Source organism: Kitasatospora sp. NPDC001309 (assembly GCF_042896295.1).
Classification (GTDB): domain Bacteria; phylum Actinomycetota; class Actinomycetes; order Streptomycetales; family Streptomycetaceae; genus Kitasatospora.
On the sequence record NZ_JBIAXC010000009.1, the window covers coordinates 25582 to 46245 of the forward strand.

At 64.0% G+C, this 20664-nt stretch carries 29 protein-coding genes; 26 read left to right on the forward strand and 3 right to left on the reverse strand.

What is annotated here, in order from left to right:
* Positions 1-58: 58 nt before the first annotated feature.
* Positions 59-655 (forward strand): hypothetical protein, encoded by a 597-nt coding sequence (locus ACFY2K_RS11695; protein ID WP_387710998.1) that lies wholly within the window; start codon positions 59-61, stop codon positions 653-655.
* 1396 nt (positions 656-2051) lie between these two features.
* Positions 2052-2216, forward strand: a complete 165-nt coding sequence (locus tag ACFY2K_RS11700; protein ID WP_387711000.1) for a hypothetical protein — start codon at positions 2052-2054, stop codon at positions 2214-2216.
* Between the two features lie 81 nt (positions 2217-2297).
* Here ACFY2K_RS11700 and ACFY2K_RS11705 read toward each other — a convergent pair whose 3' ends face one another.
* The gene (locus ACFY2K_RS11705; protein ID WP_387711002.1) at positions 2298-3035 is read right to left on the reverse strand and encodes a S1 family peptidase; all 738 of its coding nucleotides are present in this window, start codon (positions 3033-3035) and stop codon (positions 2298-2300) included.
* Between the two features lie 1546 nt (positions 3036-4581).
* On the opposite strand from ACFY2K_RS11705, the gene ACFY2K_RS11710 reads away from it, so the two are divergent.
* The 16 genes from ACFY2K_RS11710 (at position 4582) to ACFY2K_RS11785 (ending at position 13534) form a co-directional block, all read left to right on the forward strand.
* Positions 4582-4887 (forward strand): hypothetical protein, encoded by a 306-nt coding sequence (locus ACFY2K_RS11710; protein WP_387711004.1) that lies wholly within the window; start codon positions 4582-4584, stop codon positions 4885-4887.
* A 42-nt stretch (positions 4888-4929) separates the two neighbouring features.
* Positions 4930-5169 (forward strand): hypothetical protein, encoded by a 240-nt coding sequence (locus tag ACFY2K_RS11715; RefSeq protein WP_387711006.1) that lies wholly within the window; start codon positions 4930-4932, stop codon positions 5167-5169.
* Positions 5170-5237: 68 nt separating this feature from the next.
* Positions 5238-5813, forward strand: a complete 576-nt coding sequence (locus tag ACFY2K_RS11720; protein WP_387711008.1) for a hypothetical protein — start codon at positions 5238-5240, stop codon at positions 5811-5813.
* Positions 5814-6020: a hypothetical protein gene (locus ACFY2K_RS11725; RefSeq protein WP_387711010.1), complete on the forward strand. Its 207-nt coding sequence runs from the start codon at positions 5814-5816 to the stop codon at positions 6018-6020.
* A 278-nt stretch (positions 6021-6298) separates the two neighbouring features.
* Complete coding sequence (locus ACFY2K_RS11730) at positions 6299-6565, forward strand: hypothetical protein (RefSeq protein WP_387711012.1); 267 nt, start codon at positions 6299-6301, stop codon at positions 6563-6565.
* 93 nt (positions 6566-6658) lie between these two features.
* Complete coding sequence (locus ACFY2K_RS11735; protein WP_387711014.1) at positions 6659-6925, forward strand: hypothetical protein; 267 nt, start codon at positions 6659-6661, stop codon at positions 6923-6925.
* Positions 6926-7138: 213 nt separating this feature from the next.
* Entirely contained in the window at positions 7139-7864 is a 726-nt protein-coding gene (locus tag ACFY2K_RS11740; RefSeq protein ID WP_387711016.1) for a hypothetical protein, read from the forward strand.
* A 323-nt stretch (positions 7865-8187) separates the two neighbouring features.
* Complete coding sequence (locus tag ACFY2K_RS11745; RefSeq protein ID WP_387711018.1) at positions 8188-8712, forward strand: histone-like nucleoid-structuring protein Lsr2; 525 nt, start codon at positions 8188-8190, stop codon at positions 8710-8712.
* A 2-nt stretch (positions 8713-8714) separates the two neighbouring features.
* Positions 8715-8960 (forward strand): hypothetical protein, encoded by a 246-nt coding sequence (locus tag ACFY2K_RS11750; RefSeq protein WP_387711020.1) that lies wholly within the window; start codon positions 8715-8717, stop codon positions 8958-8960.
* Positions 8957-9298 (forward strand): hypothetical protein, encoded by a 342-nt coding sequence (locus ACFY2K_RS11755; RefSeq protein ID WP_387711022.1) that lies wholly within the window; start codon positions 8957-8959, stop codon positions 9296-9298. Before ACFY2K_RS11750 ends, ACFY2K_RS11755 begins: the two co-directional genes overlap by 4 nt.
* A gap of 5 nt (positions 9299-9303) precedes the next feature.
* Positions 9304-9507: a hypothetical protein gene (locus ACFY2K_RS11760; protein ID WP_375885112.1), complete on the forward strand. Its 204-nt coding sequence runs from the start codon at positions 9304-9306 to the stop codon at positions 9505-9507.
* The gene (locus ACFY2K_RS11765; RefSeq protein ID WP_387711024.1) at positions 9507-9743 is read left to right on the forward strand and encodes a hypothetical protein; all 237 of its coding nucleotides are present in this window, start codon (positions 9507-9509) and stop codon (positions 9741-9743) included. Before ACFY2K_RS11760 ends, ACFY2K_RS11765 begins: the two co-directional genes overlap by 1 nt.
* Before the next feature lie 82 nt (positions 9744-9825).
* Entirely contained in the window at positions 9826-10017 is a 192-nt protein-coding gene (locus tag ACFY2K_RS11770; protein ID WP_387711026.1) for a hypothetical protein, read from the forward strand.
* A gap of 19 nt (positions 10018-10036) precedes the next feature.
* Positions 10037-11548 carry a DUF3987 domain-containing protein gene (locus tag ACFY2K_RS11775; protein WP_387711028.1) on the forward strand — a complete coding sequence of 504 codons (1512 nt, stop codon included), beginning with the start codon at positions 10037-10039 and terminating at the stop codon, positions 11546-11548.
* A gap of 329 nt (positions 11549-11877) precedes the next feature.
* The gene (locus ACFY2K_RS11780; protein WP_387711030.1) at positions 11878-12984 is read left to right on the forward strand and encodes a hypothetical protein; all 1107 of its coding nucleotides are present in this window, start codon (positions 11878-11880) and stop codon (positions 12982-12984) included.
* A 172-nt stretch (positions 12985-13156) separates the two neighbouring features.
* Positions 13157-13534 (forward strand): hypothetical protein, encoded by a 378-nt coding sequence (locus ACFY2K_RS11785; RefSeq protein WP_387711032.1) that lies wholly within the window; start codon positions 13157-13159, stop codon positions 13532-13534.
* Positions 13535-13811: 277 nt separating this feature from the next.
* On the opposite strand, the gene ACFY2K_RS11790 is transcribed toward ACFY2K_RS11785, so the two are convergent.
* Together ACFY2K_RS11790 and ACFY2K_RS11795 are read right to left on the reverse strand one after the other, a co-directional pair.
* Complete coding sequence (locus ACFY2K_RS11790) at positions 13812-14018, reverse strand: DUF397 domain-containing protein (protein ID WP_387711033.1); 207 nt, start codon at positions 14016-14018, stop codon at positions 13812-13814.
* Positions 14015-14842: a Scr1 family TA system antitoxin-like transcriptional regulator gene (locus ACFY2K_RS11795; protein ID WP_387711035.1), complete on the reverse strand. Its 828-nt coding sequence runs from the start codon at positions 14840-14842 to the stop codon at positions 14015-14017. The genes ACFY2K_RS11790 and ACFY2K_RS11795 overlap by 4 nt, the downstream gene beginning before the upstream one ends.
* A 99-nt stretch (positions 14843-14941) precedes the next feature.
* Here ACFY2K_RS11795 and ACFY2K_RS11800 point away from each other — a divergent pair, with 99 nt between their 5' ends.
* From ACFY2K_RS11800 to ACFY2K_RS11835, 8 genes are all read left to right on the forward strand, one after another.
* Positions 14942-15208 carry a hypothetical protein gene (locus ACFY2K_RS11800; RefSeq protein WP_387711037.1) on the forward strand — a complete coding sequence of 89 codons (267 nt, stop codon included), beginning with the start codon at positions 14942-14944 and terminating at the stop codon, positions 15206-15208.
* Positions 15205-15501 carry a hypothetical protein gene (locus ACFY2K_RS11805; RefSeq protein WP_387711039.1) on the forward strand — a complete coding sequence of 99 codons (297 nt, stop codon included), beginning with the start codon at positions 15205-15207 and terminating at the stop codon, positions 15499-15501. Before ACFY2K_RS11800 ends, ACFY2K_RS11805 begins: the two co-directional genes overlap by 4 nt.
* A gap of 692 nt (positions 15502-16193) precedes the next feature.
* Entirely contained in the window at positions 16194-16691 is a 498-nt protein-coding gene (locus ACFY2K_RS11810) for an NUDIX domain-containing protein (RefSeq protein WP_387711041.1), read from the forward strand.
* Between the two features lie 237 nt (positions 16692-16928).
* Entirely contained in the window at positions 16929-17687 is a 759-nt protein-coding gene (locus ACFY2K_RS11815; protein ID WP_387711043.1) for a hypothetical protein, read from the forward strand.
* 260 nt (positions 17688-17947) lie between these two features.
* Positions 17948-18259 carry a putative ATP-grasp-modified RiPP gene (tgmA, locus tag ACFY2K_RS11820; RefSeq protein ID WP_387711045.1) on the forward strand — a complete coding sequence of 104 codons (312 nt, stop codon included), beginning with the start codon at positions 17948-17950 and terminating at the stop codon, positions 18257-18259.
* Complete coding sequence (tgmB, locus tag ACFY2K_RS11825; protein ID WP_387711047.1) at positions 18256-19209, forward strand: ATP-grasp ribosomal peptide maturase; 954 nt, start codon at positions 18256-18258, stop codon at positions 19207-19209. The genes tgmA and tgmB overlap by 4 nt, the downstream gene beginning before the upstream one ends.
* Positions 19206-20330, forward strand: a complete 1125-nt coding sequence (gene tgmC, locus ACFY2K_RS11830; RefSeq protein ID WP_387711049.1) for an ATP-grasp peptide maturase system methyltransferase — start codon at positions 19206-19208, stop codon at positions 20328-20330. Before tgmB ends, tgmC begins: the two co-directional genes overlap by 4 nt.
* Before the next feature lie 24 nt (positions 20331-20354).
* Complete coding sequence (locus ACFY2K_RS11835; RefSeq protein ID WP_387711051.1) at positions 20355-20651, forward strand: DUF6087 family protein; 297 nt, start codon at positions 20355-20357, stop codon at positions 20649-20651.
* Positions 20652-20664: the final 13 nt, after the last annotated feature.

The following is a 20664-nucleotide window of genomic DNA, read 5'->3' on the forward strand; positions in this document are numbered from 1 at the left end:
TGGCGCCCTCTGCCCAAAGACTGCACGCGTGAGCGGAACGCCGCTTACAGTGCGGGCCATGGCCAACGTGGTGGACGTCGTAAGGCAGCACGAGATCGACAATCCGCTCTCCCTCGTACCACGTGAGGTGGCTGTCGAGATCACAGCGGCAGCCATGGACGTGAGCGAGGCGACCGCGCGCAAGCGGCTCAAGGAGGCCGTGCTCGCCGGAGGCCTGACCGAGATGAGCGAGTCGACCTCACGCCGGTCAGTCCGTCTGCCGGGACAGGACTGCCTCCTCTGGTTGCAACCATCCCCGCCGTCGCCCAGGACCCTTGGAGTCACCATCGATGAGTCCGGGGCCGGCCCGGGGGCGCGCAAACGTCACATGGTGGCAACCTGGGCACGGGTCGCGGAGTTGCAGGACTACCGGAAGACGACATTGGAGGCAGCAGACCTCAGTGAGCAGGACCGAGAGAGGCAGGTTGCCTACGAGCGTGACCCTGACCTCGGGAAGCTGGTGGATCAGCTGAGCAGGGTGTTGGGTGCCAGCTCTACGATCGCCATGTGGCCGGCAGGACGCGATGGGGTCTCCGTGACCGTCGAATTCCGACCTGGAGACGTCGAGGTGGCACGGAGGTTCCTCCGCGGAGGTCTAGCCGCCCTCTCGGAGTGATCGGATACAGGGCTTGAAACGCAGGTCGCCCCCTGATGCGAGATCAGGGGGCGAAGACCCCCGCTGACGCGGGGAAGGGTCAGAGGTACCTTGCAGTGAGCCGACAAACCGGCCTGCGACAGGGACTCTCCAACGTACCGACCAGAGGCGGCTGACCCCCGCTGATGCGGGGACTTTGGTGCTTACCCTTACGGTCTTCCTAAGCCCCGCACGGGTCACCCCCGCTGACGCGGGGAAAATGCAGCCCTACTTGACCTGGGGAAGCGCCAGTAGTGGGGCCATCCCCGTTTGCACGGGGAAAAATTAGTCCGACTCCAAGTACGACCCCGCACCTGTAGTTGGGCTACCCCCGTTTGCACGGGGAAGATCCAGTCCTACCAGAGACGATCCTACGCCTGTAGTTGGGCCATCCCCGGCTTCCCGGGGAAGACTGCCAGAAATCTCGGAACCTCTGGCCCATCCCCGGCAAGCGGGGAAACAACTCGACGTCGGGTCCGAGTCGTTAACTCCTTTCGGAGCAACCCCGATACACGGGGAGATCTAGCTTATCCCGCTACTGCGGGGCCAATCCCTCATGCGAGGGATTAACCTCATCCCGGAAAGCATGGCAATCTGGGTCAAGGCGATCTCCGCGCAGGGCGGAGACGTAACACAAGCCCTCTAGGGCTGATAACTACCTGATCCCAATGGCTCGCTCATTGCGAACCCTCTAGGGCTTATAATCGTTCCACCGGGTCAGGTAACCTCCGGTTACCCGAAGGAGTCTTGCATACCCCCTCACAGGGGTATCTGCTTGTGCCCTCACGAGCACACCTGTGTTTATATCCTCGGCCGCCCCGAAGGGTGACCGCCAACGCCAGTCTGCCCTGCCGGGGCAGGACAGCCAACGCACCTGGACTCAGGCTTACCCCACCGAAGCGGGGGGCTCTTGCATGCCGTCCCATGAGTCCCCGGGTCGGCGAGCTGGTTGGAACTCTGCCACGGGCCACTGACAACGAGCAAGCGCCCTGGCCGGGACCACCCGAACGGGTGACAGGACCGACAGTTGAGCCTCAGACCCGCCTCAAGACGTCCTCACAGGCGGGACAACGCTGGTTCCGCAGGTAGAACGGGTACCAGGGCTCGCCAGGCCTCTCAGGCCGGTAATGCGAGTGCTCCATGGACCCGGTGCCCCTGCCACAGAGGGTCCGCGGAAGCGGGTCCTCGGGGGCATCGGGGTCCTGGCCCGCGGCGTGCACGAGGAGCACGGCCGGCTCGCCCTCCGGGCTCTGTGCCTGGTCCAGCTCGAAGAGCACGATGATCCCTGCCATGAGAGCAGACTGAGCTACATCCAGGCCCTCAGCATCTCCAATGCGGCCATCTTGGGGCCGCCTGCCGACTTGAAGGAGGAACCCGGGTGGATCAGACCGAAATTCGTGATCTTGCACGCGAGGCTGCCGTGGCCAAGCTGGATTCGATCTACAGTGGGCAGGTACCGGCCAGTGTGGCAGTCGAGATTGCCGATGCGGTTCTGGAGGTCGTCCTGAGGAACTGCCTGACTGGCCAAGACGAGTCGACCTGAGGTTCACAAGTAAGCCCCCTCCCGAAAGAGGGGGCTTACTTTTGTCTCCAGCAGGTTGAACGTGATGACCCTGGCCAGGGTTCAGGAGTTGGCCTTGATCCAGGCCACGTAGTGGAAAACCCGAGTCGCGAGGGCCGGGGCGCCTTCTGTGCAGCTCCCGGAAAGCCTGCGTCTAACAAATCCGTGGACCACTCCGTTTTGGGCCATTGGGTCGCCGTCATCGCCCCGGCATACTCTCGCCGTGTCGCTTCCGAAGCAGAAGACTCCGAGGCCGAAGAACTCAAAATCAAGATTTCCACACCGGCTGTAATTTACCGTTTGGAAATTTGCGATTTGAAGCGCATCGGAAGGCGGGCCACCCGGCACAGTGCTTCCCCACCCTGTGGTCGCCAGTACCAACCCATTGTCCACATCAACTGTCGGCAAAGCCGCAGGCTGCGCCTTCATTGCGCTGGGCAGTTTGATCAAGCCAATGTCGTTCTCCCCGTCGTCCCGGTTATAGTCTGGGTGAACGATAATATTCTCAGACCTAACGGTTTGGTCGGGGGATGTACGAGAGAGGCCTGAACTTACTATTACATCCCCCTTGAGGTACTCAAGACAGTGGGCAGCGGTCAGTACCGTTGTTGAATTGATGAGGGTTCCTGCGCATTGATAGGGATGGGGTGGAAGCGGGCCTGTAATGAACACGGTGAAAGGAGCATCTTGAACTGTGGCCGCCCGCCCTCCAGTAATTGCAGAGGCACTACCTGCTGGTGCCAGAGCCATGGTCAGTGCAGCACCCACAGCGGCCAGTGCCTTCATAGTCGAAGTCTTCATCTCAGCTCCTCTAGAGATCCTCGCTTGGTATCAAGTCGGAGTCACGGAGGCCGAGGCTGCACGTGCTACGTGTCATCCGAGTGAGGGTTATGGGCCATTGGAAGTAGCAGTAGGCTCCTCTTTCGGGAGGAGGGCTTACTCGTGCCTCCAGTTAGAGAAGACAGAGAGAACCCACTCTGACGGGGGGTATATAACCCCCCTACAAAATAGATGTATGTGTCGGCAGGCCCTAGCTGAGGACACCTTGGTCGGAAGAGTGTCCGGCGTCACGTTCAGGGTGCCTCTTTTATTCATTCAAGGCCTTCTCCGAGGCCGCGGAGCGGCATCTTCACCTCCAAGAGGCCCCGGAAGGGCCCCAGGAGGCCCGAGAACGGCTTCTGAGCAGCCCTCGAAGCCCCGCCGGCCGCCAGGACGGCCCAGGCGGCCTCCAGCCCCTCAGAAAGATTCAAACCCGTACAGAGGGTGAGGACGGTGCCCCCGGCGGGTCCTCTCTGAACGCATGCATGTGTTACCCCCGGTTGACACAGGGATGAATGAATGCACTCGGAGGGGTAGGGATGGATTCATTCAGTGGGAGCACTGGGAAGCGGCAGGTGAGGGGCACTGTCTGACGCCCTGTCAGGACTGGGCCGGAGGGGCGTCCGGAGGGGTGCCTGAGCCCGTCTGACATGCCATCGGATATGTTGAATGTGTGTAGTTTCGCCAGGGTTTTAGTGAATCTGGTAACGCCAAGATAACGATCTGAACGTAACTTTGAGTAGCCAAAAGCCCATATGACGACCAGTCACATGTCCGCTTTGGTCTCATATGCGCACTAAGCCTCTCCCTTTATCCCTTTAAGGGCCTTGGAGTGAGCACTCTCGGTGCATCCAGGGAAGATGTCACTCAACGACAAACTTGATTCGAGGATGGTGTCGCCCTAACGTTCTGGTCGTCGGAGCAAGCAACACCGAAACGCCGGGCCAGGAAGTACCGCCCACCGCAACAGCGGGGGATCGGGAAGAGGCCATCAGGCAAGTAGGGAAGCCGGACCGGCGGGGCGTGAGGAAGCTGCCCCCAAACCCACCAAGTGAATGACCGGCCCCCAGCAAAGGGGCCACAGAACGGCACACAGAGGCTCCTGGGAGCCACATACAAGCAAGTGACAGGTCCCCTTGTGAGGTTGGCAAGCCGAAGGGGAAACCGGCACTGAACATCACATAGACCACACGGGATGAAGCGAATAGATGCCCGGAGTGACTAGGTGCTTGAGCGGGGAGTAAATCCTGCGAGGACTGGCCTGGTACGTGGTGGATAACCGGACTTGATCACCCGGCATGGATAGATCACCTGCGTTACAAGCCGACACCATTGCGTCCGGCAGTGCGAAGGTTGGGTGACTGATACTCACCCACCGGGATGACTGACCTTAAGCGTGTGAGGCCAAGCGCGGCCGGGAGCGCCAAAACTACCCGGCAGGGCCGTATTGGGTCACACCTCTGCGGCTCTCGATGGACCTGCCTGTAGTGGGTCCAGATTCAGGCTGGCATCAGACCTAGGGAGAGATATGTCCACTGACACGCTGGTGAAGAAGAAATGCGGTTGCACGGTTCGAGGCGGATTCCATACCTGGGAGTACCGCGTCTACACGGTTGAGGTAATAGGCAATGGCGGAGGGCTGGTTGATACGGTTGACGTCAGGGCCGACGGTCCGGAATGCGCGGTCGGCGCCGTCCGGGCGGAGCTTTCTAAGCGCGGCGTGAAGTGGGAGCGCTACAACTGGTTCTTCCAGCCCATTGGCTACAGCACCGCCCGTGCTAGTTGCTGCCCTGCCAGGAATCCGTGCGACGCTTGCCAGAAGCGGGCGTTCTAGGGCTAATGGCTGCATTAAAACTTGATTCGAGGATGTGCGGCAATGGCGATTGAGTACCGCGTCTGGAACGAGGTCGGGGACCTGTTCGGGGTCCACCGAAAGCGGGAGCGGGCCGAGGAAACGGCAGAGAAAGCGCGCAAGGAATGTGCCGAGTACTGCGAGACGGACGGAGAGGAGGAGAACCCCGGGCGGGGTGATTTCCGCTGCGGGGTGCTCAGTCCCCACGGGATTCACATTCAGGTAGTCGACGGTGAATGCGACGTCACCAACCACCACTGGTAGAGAGGGAATGGATCATGTCTGGTGCACGCACGCGCCGTGTCGCCCGAATCCGGGCCGCAATGCCTTTCGTGGCGAAGTTGGAGGAGTTCTCTAAGGAGGCGCACAAGGGGACCTCATTCCACGTCGACCGGGACGACTTCACCCGTCTGTGGCTTGCCACCCCCTTTATGCAGACCCGGGACGCTGACGCGCTCGAAGAGAGCAACTGGGAGGTCATATCCGGCGACCTTGAGAAGCGTTTCCCCGAAGGGGTGTCCATTCATTCATTCGGGCACTTCGTCCACGGGTACTACGAACGGCTCTACGTCCGAGCCGATGACGCGCTGGCGATCCGGGCCATCCAGGAATGGGTGGAACGCCTGGAGGAATGCGCGGTAGCAGATGAGACGCACTACTCGGAGGCTGAGTGGAAGCGCAATCACCCCGAGGAAGGGACGTGCTACTCGGACGACCCGGATTGCTGCAAGGCCGTCCGGGAGTGGTGGGAGTTCACCCGGGACGACTTCTCCCCCGGGGCCGAGAAGCGCCACGCAAAGGTCCAGGAGCGCCACCGAAAGGCGGCCGAGGAATGGGCAGAGGTCGGACAGCTGAGCTTCTTTCCGGCCACAGATGAGCTGATCGTTCTTAGGGGACTGGAGAACTGAATGAACAAGACCATGCGTAGTGCCCTCTCTCGGGTGCTCCTGGTGGCCGTCATGGCGGCCTCTTACTGGGCAGGGGTCGAGGTGGCGGATCACCGGGCCCCGGAACCCAATGTGTTCAGCTTCAACGACGGTTTCCGGGATGCCAAATGGGATGACTGCCAGCAGGGATATGCGGCCGCCTGTGACTGGCTGCACGACCGTCGGTGAGTGACGCGCTTTGGTGTGGCCGGGGCTTCCCGGCCTATCCATGGCTTGTCAGTCGACAACCCTTTTCTTCCCCTTACTGCCTATGGAGGCGCAATGTACGTCGCTCACATCGGACCCGCTTGGCACAGCGTCTTTAACGACTACGCGGAAGCGGTCGCGTACGCGGCCTCTTACGGTCTTCCGTCCGTATTCGTGGAGCTGAACCTCTACAAGGACCGGTATCGCAACCGTGCCCGCTAATTGTTCCCGCCGTAACCCATTCCATTGAAAGGGAAATCATGAACCTGCGAGAAAAGATCGAGAGCATAGTCAAGGACCACGAGGAGGCTCAGGAGGGATGGAGGGTGACCTTTCGGGAGGAATTGAAGACGTATGACCCCGAGGATGAGGAACAGGAGTGTGAAGACTGGGAATTGGATCGATTCAATGAGCTGGCCACTGAGCGCGCGTTCTCTCGGTCGAATGACCTCGATGTGTTCATAGATGAACTGAGGTACTGGCTTATGCAGAACAAGCCAGGGGTGGGAGAAGCCGCCAACGCCTGACTCGCTTTGCTCTAGGCCGTCCCTCGGGACGGCCTTTTGCATGGCCTGTCAGTTGACAGTCAACACATATGTAGTTGGAGAGGGGTTGCTGAGATGTTCTATTCCGAAGTTGAAATGAATGAGAAGCGCGCTCATTGGGCAAGGGTTGCGGTGAAGTTTGCGGCGCAGACCGGACAGCACGGAGAAGCCAAGTATCTCCATGAAGAGGACTGTTTCCGTGAGCTAGTTGGAGACCTCATCTGCGATCTGGCACATCTCGCCGCATCGTATGGTCACGACCTTGAGAAGGTCATCGCTGGCGGAATACACATGTATGAGATGGAGCGTCGGGACGCTGAGGAAGAGGAGATGGAAGCGTAATGCACGGACTGACCTTTATGGGAGGACGACCGTCGGATTGTGAATACGTCTGACCCGCCTTGCTTGAGGCCACCCTGAGGGGTGGTCTTTTGCATGGCCTGTCAGCCGACGGTCAACACCTAGCCGAGAGGCGAGAAGTTGAGTAGCTGGACCGATGCCCGCAAGGGATTCGCACGTCTCGGGGCCGAATACACCCCCGACTACCAGGGGTACGTGATCAACATCCGAGATGAGGGGGAGGATTGGTACGTCTACGCGTGGGATGAGCGGAACGGAGTGACTGCCTACCTGGCCCGTGCGGTCACGGAGAATTCGGCCCGGGAGATTCTGGAGATCCACGCCGGTCTCAGGCGGTCCGGGTACCTGTGCGAGGTGTTCGCCAGTGACTCGGTCGGGCACTGCCCGGAGGATGCAACTGGGGTCCGGTGGACCGACTCCAAGCGGACCGGTGAACGGGTCCGTGTGCTGTTGTGCCCGCATCACGGCGGAGTGTTCGACGACTGGGCGTGGACGCCGATCTCGGCCTACCTCACCGAGTGGGGCATCGACCCGGAGGACACCGGGATTATCGGGGGGCGCCTGGGGCCGCTTCGGGACGGTGACCAGACGTGGGTGGTGCTGGTCGACAACACGTGCCAGGCCCCGTTCATCCGGAACACCCTCCGGCGGGCGCTGGCGGCCTCTGAGCCGGTGTGGGCAGGCACGGAGTACGTGAACGCGGCCGTACGGCTCTCCCACAACCTGCCGGACGAGGGCCCTTGGTACCTGACCCGGGAGGAGCTCCACGCCACCCGGATTGCTGTTGAGCGGCGTTCCCGGTGGGCCCGGGGAACGTGGTGCCCGGGGACCGGTACGGACGAGAACCACGCCGTCATTGCTCAGCGGGTGATCGAGGCAAGCGAGCATGCGATCCGGCACCGGCAGCAGGGCCTCAGCTGAGAGACACGCGCTAGTCGCCAGCGTGACCACCAGGACCCGAGCCGGCCACCGTCCCGGGGAGAAGTCTGCCCCGCGGCCGGCTGCGGGGGTCCTGGTGGTGGCGCTGGCCACTAGACGAGAGGAACGGTCAATGTCCTACCCCGACAACTACCAGGGCGGTTGCTCTAACAACTGCGGTCGAGAGGCAACCCATTGGGTCGGAATCGAGCGGTTTAGAGAACCCTGGTTCGCCCGTTTTCCGAAGTGCGGGCCATGTACGGAGAAGACGGTTTCCGATCCGGATATGCATGCTCGGTCGAAGCCGATTCGGAGGAAGTAGATCAATGCTTGAGGAAATGATTAGGCATGCGCTGGATGAGTATGAGGGGGAGGTGTCACAGTCAGCTCTCCGCCGGTACATCGGGCCAAATGTCAGAGCGGCTGACATTCAGGCTGTCGTGGACTCCATGCCGGACGTGGTCTCGTACCTCGGGGAGCCGGAAGGTGGAGGCAGGTGTCCGCTCATTCACCGGCGCTTGAACAAGGATAACGTGATCTCGTTCATCATTGCCAAGGGCTTTCGACACCGTGAGGACAGCTCGGTACCTCACTCAAATGAGGTGCGGTACTACCTTGTGGAAAAGCCGAAGGAAGACGCCCGCAAGGCTAAGGCGGAGGCGGAACGAAAGCGCTGGGATGAACTCTGGGCGGACGCTGAGGAGTCCAGGAAGCGAGCGGAGCATCACGCCCGCCACATGAAGATGTGCCGTGAGTGGGGAAATGCAAATGGTTTCGTCGTAGGGACGCGTGGGGCCATTCCCAAGGCTGTTCGCGAGGCATACAAGGAAGAGACTGGAGTAGAGCTTTGAGCATGATCAAGCGATACATCGATGACCAGGCGATCGTCCGGGAGACGGCCGAGTGGATTGCGGAAATGCCGGACGACGTTGAGCGAGGTACGGCGTTGACGGTCCTCTTCGAGGAGTGCGGCCGAATGGCCGAGGCATACGCGGATCCGGTCGGGGTGGCCAAGCTTCTGGTGAACGGGGCGGTGGAGTCCTATCACTCTGCACGTGGGTATAAGGCGGTCTTGTCGTACCTGGGGGTGGCGGCGTGAGCAGTCGACACCACCCGATGTTCGGTCGGGTAGTCAGTGATCCGGATACAAAGACGGCCGTGCCGGAGTCGTGGCAGGTATTCCTTCTGGGATTCCTGCCACTTTGCATTTCGGACCTGCGTGGAAGGCCTGAAAGTGAGGTGGAGGCGCTGCGACTGTTGGCGCTTGAACAGATCGCCTCGCACGGTGACGTCGCGCTGTTCGGAGGTAAGGGTCGGGCCAAGGCCCGGGTGGGCATTGCCCAGGGACTCGCCGCCCTTGCTTTCGCCGAGGGCGGGGTTACGGCCCTTGGCATACATGCCTGCGTCGAACCGCATGAAGGATGCCCTGAAATTTGAGCGGCGTGAGTCAGGACATTCGGCAGCATGACTACGTGATCGTTTATGGTTCGGACGGCCTGATAAGGGGCGCGGGCAAGGTGTCCGGTGGACCTCAGGCCGGTCTGTTCTCAGTCTGGTTCAACGGCCAGCTTGTCTGGGCTCCAATTGAGCTTGTTGAACTTCATCCGATGAATGGCCTGTACAGAGAGATGGGAGTTGGCAAGTGATGACCGGATACTACGCCAGCGTCGAGATAGAGAACGCCCTCGGGAACGCTCGGGACCTAATAGAGGCGGAGCTGACCGACAGCGAGAAAGACACGGATCTGATCGGCCTCTTCATGGCCGCATTCAAAGAGGCGCTAAAGGACCCTGACCTCACGCTTGAAGCAGTGGTGAAGGAGGAGCACGGAACGCGATACACGGCGGACGATGTTCGCCGATGGTGGGACGGCTGGTCGTAACTCCGGTTGCTTTTGGTGAGGCCGGACTCCTTCGGGGATCCGGCCTTTGCCATGAACACCCGTATACGAGGAGGGACGAGAGATGGCTACGAAGCGGGTTGTACAGGTCTTCTGCAACGCGTGTTGGAACAAGTCGGAAACGGTGGTCGAGGCCGTGGAACGGCTCACGCTCGGGAGCCTGGAGTGGGACCTGTGCGTGGAGCACCGGGACCGCTTCGGCGGAATGCTGAGCGAGGCTTTGGATATCGACGAGCCCATGGCCATCAGCGCGTAACGAGAAAGAGGTAAGTGAAATGACCACCTGGGATCAGATGAAGTACGGCCCGATCGGCGAGGCCGTGGAAGCGTCGTTGGAGTGGAGCGAAGGCGACCCGATCGGAATCTACGCGGCGGCATTGAGCATGTGGTCCGCCGCCCTCGCTGGCCGAGTGGTGCAGTCGAACGGTCGGCCCGTGAATGTGTGGACGGTCCTGGTCGGCAGGTCGAAGACCGGCCGAAAGGGCTATGCCCTGGCCACGGCTAGGGCTGCTGTCGGGACGTCCATCTCGGAGTTCTTGGCGAAGCGCGAGCGAAAGGGCATCAAGTCGGGTGCCGCGCTGGTGACGACGCTCTTTGAGGTCGTACAGGACACATTGGCGGCGGAGAGCGGGGTTGACGGGCGGGTCCTGGTGGTTGAGGACGAATGGGCGTCGACGCTGCGGACGGCGAATCGGGATGCGACGTACTACGACCAGTTGATCTGTGCGTGGGACGGTACGGCCCTGGTCAACACGACCAAGGGCAAGAACGGGAAGCGTGAGGAGGAGCGGGTTGACGACCCGTTGCTCGGATTCCACGGGCACATTCAGCCTGCCCGTTGGCGCAGGCTGATTCGTTCGGAGGAGGCCTACGGCGGCGTCTTCAACCGGTTCTTGCCTGTGGAGGTCGACCAGTCCAAGCGCTTGTCCAGCAGGATCAAGTCCCCGCTGGCCAACATCAAGGCGTCGCCCACGCTCAGCCGGGCCTACAAGTGGGCTCGCTCCGAGCCCCGGGTGATGGAGCTGTCCGATGCAGCGGCGGATCGGCACGACCGGTACCGGGAGGAGCTGGAGGATTCGCTTCGAGACCTGCCGGAGGAGCTGTCCTGCCTGATCGAACGGGCGGACGAGCACCTTCTTCGGATCGCCTGCGTCATCACCGCTGCGGAGCGCAAGACGCTGATCACTGTTCGGGCATGGGAGGCCGCCCGCGCCTTCGTGGACTACAGCATGATCAGCGTTCGACGCTTCGCTGTGGAGACGGAGCCCCGAGGCCGGCAGGCCCCGAAGCCTTTGCCGGACCTGATCCGGGAGACGCTCCAGCGGTACGGCGGCGAGGCCACGTCCAGCGTGCTCCTGCGTGCGCTCGGATCTCGCGCCAACGCGGCCGGTGTCAAGGCAACGGTGGAGCAGATGCGCGACGTAGACATGGTCCGGGAGCGGATCGGCGGTCGGGGGGCGCCCGCAACGATCTATCGCTTGGCGGACCCGAGGCCCGCAGCGGTTGAGCAGCCCATTCCCGTGCCTGCTCCGGTCCGGGAGCGAGTAGTGAAGTCGGTCATGCCGTTGCCGGTGCGTGCGGTTCAGTCCGTGGTCAAGCCCAAACCGATCAAGACGAAGAAGGAGAAGTCGAAGAAGGCCGGGAAGTCGAAGAAGGCTGGCGCCCCCGCGTTGGCCGTGGTCACCGGAGAACGGCCGGCCTCGGGACGGGCCCCGGCTCGAACGGCCCCGCCGAAGCCCAAGACGGCGGCGACGAGGTCGGCTAACCCCTTCCTCTCCCTGCTGTGACGCACCGCCTTCACGGACGCCCTCACGGGTATCTCCAGTGCACCGAATGCCGGGCCGCCTTCCGAGACAGGGAGGCGGCCCGGTGTGCACAACAGCCCTGCTACGAGCAGCCGTTGCCGCACGGTCACCGGTACGACCGAGAGCACGTCGTGTACCAGACCTGGTTCGACCGAGGCAACGGCCATGGTCCGGACCGCCTGTGCGACGACCCCGGGTGCATCTGTGTCCAGCACATCTGTGATTGCAACGTGTGCACCGAACAGCTTCGGGTGCCCGCATTGAACATCCTCCACGACAGCCGAGAAGTCCAAACAGAGAAGAGAGGGCCCATGAGCCACGAGATCGTTACCCACCTGCCCGCCGCGCTGCGGAAGTACGCCGTGCGGGACCTGGAGTGTGAGACCGACGGACAGTTCGACTTGATGAACGCTTGCAAGGCCCTGGACATGGGGCGGTCGAACAACTCGGCCACCGTTGCTCTGACGAACGCCGCCCTGGGAGCGCTGTTGGACATCTGCCGGTCCTGGCGCGACCACCCCAACTTCGGCAAGTTGCAGGCTTCCAAGACGGTGCTCAAGAAGCATGAGCTTGACCATGTCCCGGACGACCCGCGTGAACGACGGCACGAGTTCAAGATGCCCGGCTCGATCTCCAACGGAGTCCCCGGTCAGCTCTGGCAGTTGAAGGACCGGCCGGAGGTCGTGGCCGATCTCAAGGGGTGCTCCTGGACCATGAACGGTGCCAGTGGGCGGGTCACCCACGAGACACTGGGGTGGCTGCTGGAATGGGCCGAGGGCCACGTACGGGCCGATTCCTCGGCCGGGCAGCGGGCGGGGAGGAAGTTCATCGCGACTTTCCGGCCTGCGTGGGAGGAGACCGGGCGCCTGATCGCCGAGTATCTGGACGAGGGGCACCGGGAGCCGGAGGAGCTCACGGTCGAGCCCACCGAGGCCCCGCGGGCTGTCGAGGGCCGGACCTGGCAGCAGCAGCGCTTGAGCAGCCTGGTGAGCGTGTCCGACCGCCCGTCCTACTTCTGGTTCGGGGGCGCGGTGAAGGCCGGGGATCCTGATCCGGTCGGCACCCTGGTTGCCCTCTCGTGGCAGGAGTCGAAGCGGGGCCGGAACTTCCTGCGCGACGTCGACTCCGGGGAGATCGTGGCCACCGTCCACAGCATGTCGCAGGTCTGGGTTGCTCCTGTGGGCCAGGAGGAGAGGACGGTCGACCAGGACCAGGACCAGGACCAGGACCAGGACCAGGACCAGGACCAGGACCAGGAGCTGGTGGTCGAGGTCGAGTCGACCCCCGAGCCGGCCGCGAAGGCCCCCGCGGCCGAGCTGGGGCCAGTCCCGGAGAACTGGGTGTGGATGGCCTCGGAGGCCCACACCGAGACGGCTCGGGACTGGTGGCGCCGGAAGGTCGAGTCGTGGGGTCGGTGACGCCAAACCTGATGCCGCAGCGACAGCGCCCCCGGACTCCGGTCCGGGGGCGCTTCGCCTACCTGGTCGCTCGCTGGCGGGACGGCGTGTGGCGGGAGGAGCTGGTTGTGTCGGCACCTACGGGTACGGTCGGGGAGGAACATCCCCAGGGCAGGGGAGACAGGGAGCAGTGGTGAACGAGTACACAGCTGAGCGGTTTGATCCCGCCAACTGGGCAGCGGCCTTCGCGCAGTTGGTGGGCGCAGAGGGTGTCAAGGTCGAGGTGGGCTCTGTCCAGGGCGATCTGATTGAGATCACCTACCGCATAGGTCTCAGGGACAAGTGGGCGGCCGCATCCCTGCTGATTCGGTCGCTGGAGATGGGGGCGACGGTACGGGCACAGCGGACGTACGAGCGTCCTGCCCATGGGGAGGGCCTGGAACTCGTCGCGCAGTATCCGGTGACCCTGTTTCGTCGTCCGCCGTTGAACCGGGTCGTGGGCGACTCTCGGTATCTGCTGGCCGGCATGTTCGATGAGATGGACGAGACGAAGGGTGAGGGCTTCGAGTGAGTGACCACGTCTGCCCGCGGTGTCGTGGTCCGCTTGGGGATTTCCCCGGCCTGTCCCGGGTGACCGAGGAGGACACTGCCATCTGTGCCTCCTGTTGCAGGGATGAGGTCATTCGCCTGGTGAACGGTGTGCCCGTGACGCAGTGGCCGGTGAGCGGTGTCCTGGAGGCGGAGGATCTGGCCCTTCCCGAGGGGTACGAGTTGGTCACCCCGGAGGGCAGTACCGAGTAGGGCGCCGAAGGCCCCCACCCGCTCGGGTGGGGGCCTCCCTGATGCCATCAGACCTCGCCGAACTCGCCAGCCTTCACCCCGGCCACGAAGGCCGTGAAGGCGGTGGTCGGGAAGACCAGGGCAGGGCCCTGCGGGTCCTTGGAGTCACGGACGGGAACAACATCTTCGGCAACAAGGTTCCCCGCGACCTCGATGCAGTCGCCACCGTTGCTGCTGTAGGACGATTTGAACCACATAGGTTCCTTGGTGGTCACGGTAGTTCCTCTCTTAGCTGGCAGATCAGGGCAACAGTCTCCGCCTGGGAGAGCGCGAGGCCCTGTAGCTGATAGTAGGCCGCAAGGGTCGGCCGTACTGCGTCGCTGTCCCGTTCGAGGTTGCCTTGCTGTGCGCTCTCGGCGTAGGCCATCAAGGAGCGATCCGGGAGCGTGATGATGTTCACGGGCAAGTCGAAGGCGCGGTCTTCGCCTATGGCTAGCGGGGCAACTTGTAGCAGCGAGTTCGGGAGTTTGGCGAACTCCAGGAGATGATCGAACTGGGCTGACATGACTCCCGGGCCCCCGACTGGCCGACGAAGACAACTTTCGTCCAGTACCGCATGGATGACTGGGGGTTGCTCTCGACGCAACCGTGCCTGACGACGAGCGAGGACAGCCACCCGGTCGTCGGCTCCCTCTTGTGTGATGCTCCCCCGGCGCACGGCCCCGGCCGCGATTGCACGCGCGTAGTCGAGCGTCTGGAGTACTCCCGGAATGATCCCCAGAGTGAACAGCCTTAGCTCTTCTGCCTTGGATTCTTGGGCCACGTACTTCTCGAACCCTTCGAGAAGCACAGAAGACCGTGCATCGATGGCCCTGTTCGCAAAGACGCGATCCCACCCAAACGCACTGTCAAGCTTGCGGCCAATCTGGGGAGTTGGACGGCGTCGACCATTTTCGAGGGCCGAGATGTGTGTGGGGGAGCAGCCGGCGGCATATGCCAAGTCCTCCTGCCGCCACCCCTTGGCCTCACGTGAGCTGCGAAGAAAGTCACCGAACTCGGCTTCGGGAGAGGCGGCAGCGTCCAGTTCGTTCTTGTTCAAGGGTACTCTCCAGTCAGTTCTGACAGGTTGAGAACTACTCAAGGCTAGAGGACAGTTGGCGCCCCCGGGTAGTCGTAGCACTACGGATCGGAGCCCCCCATGTCCGAAGAGCAGAGTCCCCCGTTCACCCCCCAGCTCCACGAAGTGCTCCACGACCTGGGGCACATGGAAGACGGTCAGCCCCGCGAAGGCGTGTACGTGGGACCGGGCCTGTGCGGCAACACGGTCGAACTGCGGCCGCTGGGTGACAGCGACCGCCTGTGGGAGACCCCGCGAGACAGGATCCAGCCGCTCGACCCCCGGGAGATCGCGCCCGGGACCGGTGGTAACCCGCACCGCCGACCGTTGGGCGGGTGGTCGGCGTGAGCCCCGCCGGAGTGCTGGCGCTGGCCGGCCTGGAACTGGGCACGGTGGTGGCTGGTGGGTTCGCGGTCGTTGAGAGTTCGACGCGGAACCGGTGGCGGGCCGATGTCCGCCCGGAGTGCTGCGGGTTGGTCGAGTGGACCGGTGACCGGCCGTACGGCCAGCGGGCCGCGGACGACTCGTGGTGGTCCTGCGGCGGCTGCGGCGACTTCGGGTTCATGGAGGACGGCCAACAGATCCGCATCGGCCGGTTCAGCGTGTTCGTGCAGGCCTCCAAGATCGGAAGGCTGCGGTGATGATCGGCATCCAGACCGCCCTTCATCGACCGGGCGAGGCAGTGGCGGGTGAGATGCCCGCCCGCCACCAGTACCGGTGGGGCCGGTGCCTTCTGTGCAACGACGGGCAGCCGGCTCCGGTTGCCCCCGGGCTCTACTACGCCTGGGGTGATGGGATGGCCAGCATCCCGGCCTGCCAGAGCCACCACGAGTCCCTGGTGCGGTTCTCCCGCCAGCAGGCCATGAGGGCCAGCCTGTACCAGGGTCAGGGGGACTGGTCGTGACCGGGTCGGAACGGGCCTCGGACGACCTGGACGCCGAGTTCGCCATGATGTTGGCCGCCAGCGGAGGACCCGACGGGTTCGTACGCAGTGGCCGCCCGGAACCGCGGGACAACTCGAACTGCCGCAGGCGGCGGCGGCTCCCGCCCAGGTGCGACGACTCCTGGGAGGGGGACACGGAGACCGGCCTCCAGCGGTCGGACTGAAAGGCTCCCGCCGCCGCAGGGGAACGGCGTCTTGCTGCGGCGGCGGGGTTCAACGCCTACCCGTGACTCGGGTGCCACGGGTAGGTGCACGGCGGGTGGAAGGGCCCGCCACTTCGCTCCGAGGCCGAGGCGGAGGCCTTGTTGAGCGGCCTGCCGTCTCCTGCCAGCACCTCCCTCTGGCAGGAGGCGGCTCGGACTTCAACTTCGCTGACGGAAAGGCACGTTGATGAGCATCAGGACGACCCCGCCCGGGAGACGCTCGGGCCAGCAGATCTTCGTCCTCCGCAAGGACCCGGACGGCTCGGAGGACTTCCAGGTTCTCCTGGTCGACCCCGAGTACAGGGACGGTCTGACGCTGCCCGGCGGGCACGCCGAGGCGAACGAGCTGCCGCACTTCGCCGCGCGCCGGCACCTGGAGACGGAAACCGGTCTCGTCCTGGAGCTGCGGGTGGTTCTCACGGTGGACTACGTCAACGCGGCGGCGGTCCCCGAGGGGCTCAACCTCGTTTGGGCCGGTGGTGTGATCCGGCCGGGCCAGATGGGGGCGGTGCTCGCCCACGAACTGCCGAGGGGGATCCGAAGCCTGCGCTGGGCGGCCCGTTCCAGGCTCCACGCGTTGATGGAGCCCGACCAGAAGCGCCGCGTCGAGGACGCATGGGACGCGTGGGAGAGCGGAGCCGGGCGACCGATGCTCCTGCGGGGTGTGCCGATCCCGGTCAGTTGATCAAGACCACCGGCCCCGGAGTCCTGACCTCCTGGGCCGGAACCCCCGCCCCGGTTCGGCCGCGCGATCCGCGGACCACCGGGGCGGGCAACTCGAATCACGAGACATCGAAGTAGGGGCATGAACGAGCAGTGTTGGTGCGGTTGCGGGTCCCCCAAGGGGCAGTGTTCCAGGTGGATCCACCCGACGTGATGACCATTCAACTCGACTGATTTCATTCAGAGTTAGGAGAAGTCAGTGAAGATCAACTCCGCCGTGTTGGTGGTGGCGGGCGCTGTCGCCGGTCACGCGGTACTCGGGTACCTCCAACACCGTCAGCGTGTCACGCTCGACCTCGGGCTCGGACATCAGCGGTTGATCGCTGACGGGCTGGAAGCCCTGAGGGAGGACGCCCGCAACCTGGCCGGCCGGGAACTCAGCAAGGTCCGCGAGAAGTACGACGACTACCGCACAAACCGGGTGCTGGCCTTCATCAGCTTGAAGTTCCGGCTCGGGGCCATGGGTCGGAGCGAGTTGGCGGTGAACGTGCGCGAGATGGCCGAGGACTCCGTCCAGCGGGCTTACTGGCAGCGGAACGAACGCTTCCGGAGGCAGGAAGCACTTGCCTCGGGAGACCGTCGCCTGAGGGCCTTCGTGGCCGAAGTCGGACGGACGTTCGCGGCGGAGAGGGCCCGGCGACTGGAGGACCTTGAGACCTGCCTGGCTGCGAACGTGAGCTCCCAGTTCTCGGCGGGCCTTCCCCGGCTCCGGAAGACGTTGCAGGACCCCGATGACTCTTGGCCCGGCTCGCGCGAGCAGATCGTCAATGTGCGGCTGACGTCGGCCGACGACTGCTACCAGCTCGACATCGAGGGCCTGGGCGTTCATCCCCTGGTGACCAAGGAAGACGTTGCGGAAGACCGGGAAGAAGCGGTGGAAACCGCTGTTCGCGAGGCCCTCAAGATCCCCCACGCGCCCCTTAAGATCAACATCCTTTCCCTGACCGAGGGTCCCTGACCTGTTGGGGAAACTGCGCTGATCTCCGCGTGAATTGAGGCATTGAGGGTAGTTGAGTTCCTTCATGTCCGCGAAGTTGAGACTCCCGTCCTGGTCGCGTCGCTACCCTGCCTTTCGGCCAGGGCGGGCGGGGTGTGGTGCCGGTGCAGGTACTGGCACGATCCCCTAAAAGGCTCCCAGTAAAGGCAGTTAGGGTGACCTGGGGCCGCATCATCGCTGCATTTCTCATCAGCACCACCTACACATGGAGGTAGAGCCTGATGTTCGTTCACTCCGACCGGACGCCGATGGGGGAGCCGCTCCCCAACGGCATCGCCACGGCCGTCCCGTGGGGCACCCGCCGCATGGCGCCGTACCCGGCGCAGGCCCCGTCCTACGCCCGCGTCGAGCTGGACCCGGTCACCCAGACGGGCCGCTACTTCGACGCCACGGGTGTGGTGATGGAGATGCCGGGCCACGGAACCAGCACCGGCACCCAGCCGAGCACCAACACCGGAAACCCCAGTGACGGTTCCGGCCCCGGCGGTTCCGGCGGCGGCGACCAGGACACGGGGAGCGACGGCGACCAGTGACCAACCCGGGTCCGGTTCTGGTCGTCACCAACCTGGATGACCCCACGACCGACCTGGTGATTGACGAGCTGCACGACCGGGGCACCGCCCCGGTCGTGCGGTTCGACTCCGGGGACTTCCCCACCACCTTGTCGTTCGCGGCCACGATCACGCCTCACGGCATCACGGGCACGCTCACCACCCCCACGCGTACCGCTGACCTGTCCAACGTCCGCTCCCTGTACTACCGCAGGCCGTCCGGCTTCACCTTCCCGCACCTGAGCGAGCAGGACACCAGGTTCGCCACCACCCAGGCCCGCTACGGGCTCGGCGGCGTCCTGGCCTCACTGCCCGGCTGCCTGTACGTCAACCACCCCCACCGCATCGGCGACGCAGAGTTTAAGCCCTCGGGGCTCGCGGTCGCCGCGGACTGTGGCTTCCGGCTCCCTCCCACCCTGATCACGACCGAGCCGGACGCCGCGCGCGCCTTCGTCCGCCAGCATGGCCCCGTGATCTACAAACCGCTGTCCACCCCGCTCTACCGTGTCGATGGCGTGTCCTGCACGGTGCGGGTTGCCGATGTCCTGCCGGAGGACATCGATGACTCGGTGGCCGGCACGGCCCACCTGTTCCAGCAGCGCGTCGAGAAGGTCGCGGATGTGCGGGTGACCGTCATTGGCGATCGCGTGTTCTATGTGCGGATCGACTCGGATCTGTTGGACTGGCGCACCGACTACGACAGGTTGGCCTACTCGGTGGTGAAGCCCCCGGAGGGGCTGGAGACCCAGCTGTACGCCTACCTCAGCCGGTTCGGGCTGGTCTTCGGTGCGTTCGACTTCGCGATCGACCACGATGGGCAATGGTGGTTCCTGGAATGCAACCCGTCCGGACAATGGGCGTGGCTGGAGCACGAGACCGGCCTGCCCATGATCGCCGCCATGGCGGATCTGCTGGAGAGGAAGAGCGAATGAGCGCCGACGCTGAACTCCGCCGCCGCCTCGCCGAGGAACTGGCCGCGGCCGGCTACCTGCGTACGGAGCCGTGGCGGTACGCGGTCGAAGCGGTGCCCCGACAGAAGTTCCTGACCGGCGGGTTCTTCGAGCAGGTACCGGGCTCGGTACCCACGGCTTGGCGACCGGTGTTGCCGGACGCGGACGACTGGCTCAGCCGCTGCTATGCGGACGAGTCATTGGTCACGCAGATCGCCGGGACCGTCGTGCCGGGCGACATCCGCGGTGAAATCATGAGGGCCCCGACATCGTCCAGCACGATGCCGAACCTCGTGGTGCGCATGCACGAGGAACTACGAGTCGAGGACGGTCACCGGGTCCTCGAAGTCGGGACCGGCACCGGGTACTCGACGGCGCTTCTGTGCCGCCGCCTCGGTGATGACCTGGTGACCTCTGTCGAGGTCGACCCGGATGTGAGCCTCCGCGCCAAGAACGCGCTTGCGGCATGCGGAGCCCATCCGAATCTTGTGGTCGGTGACGGGCTGCTCGGGCACAGGGACGGCGGTCTCTACGACCGGATCACGGTCACGTGTGGCGTGCTCACGGTGCCGTACGAGTGGATCGAGCAGACCAAGCCGGGCGGGATGATCCTCGCCACGGTGTGCGGCTGGCTGTACTCCTCCGAGCTGGCCCGGCTCACCGTGCAGGAAGACGGGACGGCACGAGGGAGCTTCCTCGAAGGGCAGATCTCGTTCATGCTCGCCCGCCCGCACACGCCCCCGCCGATCGGGCTGCTGCCTGATCTCGGGGGCGGAGAAGAGCGGTTGGCCGCCTACGGCCCTGACATCCTCGACGACTGGACGGCGCGCTTCGTCGCCCAGATCGCGGCCCCCAAGGTGCAGAGGCTTCGTCTCAGTCTGGACGACCAGGACCACCACGTCCTCCTTGATGCCGAAACGGGGGCCTGGGCGGTGCTCACCCAGAGTGCAGGAAAGTGGGAAGTCCGCCAGAGCGGGCCGGCCCGGATCTGGGACGACATCGAAGACCACATCACGTGGTGGCACACCGACGGCTCCCCGGCTCTGGAACGATTCGAGATCACCGTCGGGCCGGACGGGCAAAGGATCACCTGGCCCAAGTAACCTCAGCGGGGCAAGGAGGGCCGTGTGGATAGCGAGGAACCGTTGGAGCGGTGGGCGGAACGCCGAGACCGCCGCCTACGCCCGGTAGGCCAGCTCAAGGCCGTCATCATCGGCCATGAGGACCGGTCCTCCCACCTCCATCCGGACCTTCCCCGCGTCCTCCTGCGGTGGGACGGCTACCAGTGGCTCCCCGAGAGTTACGCCGAGAACTTCGCGGCCGCTCAGAGACTCCTGCACGGCATCTCGGGTGACGGGGTGATCCAAGGAACCTCGCCACCGCCGCGAAAGAAGTCGGCCGGCAGGCATCGAAGGCCCGCCTGAAATGCGAAAAGGC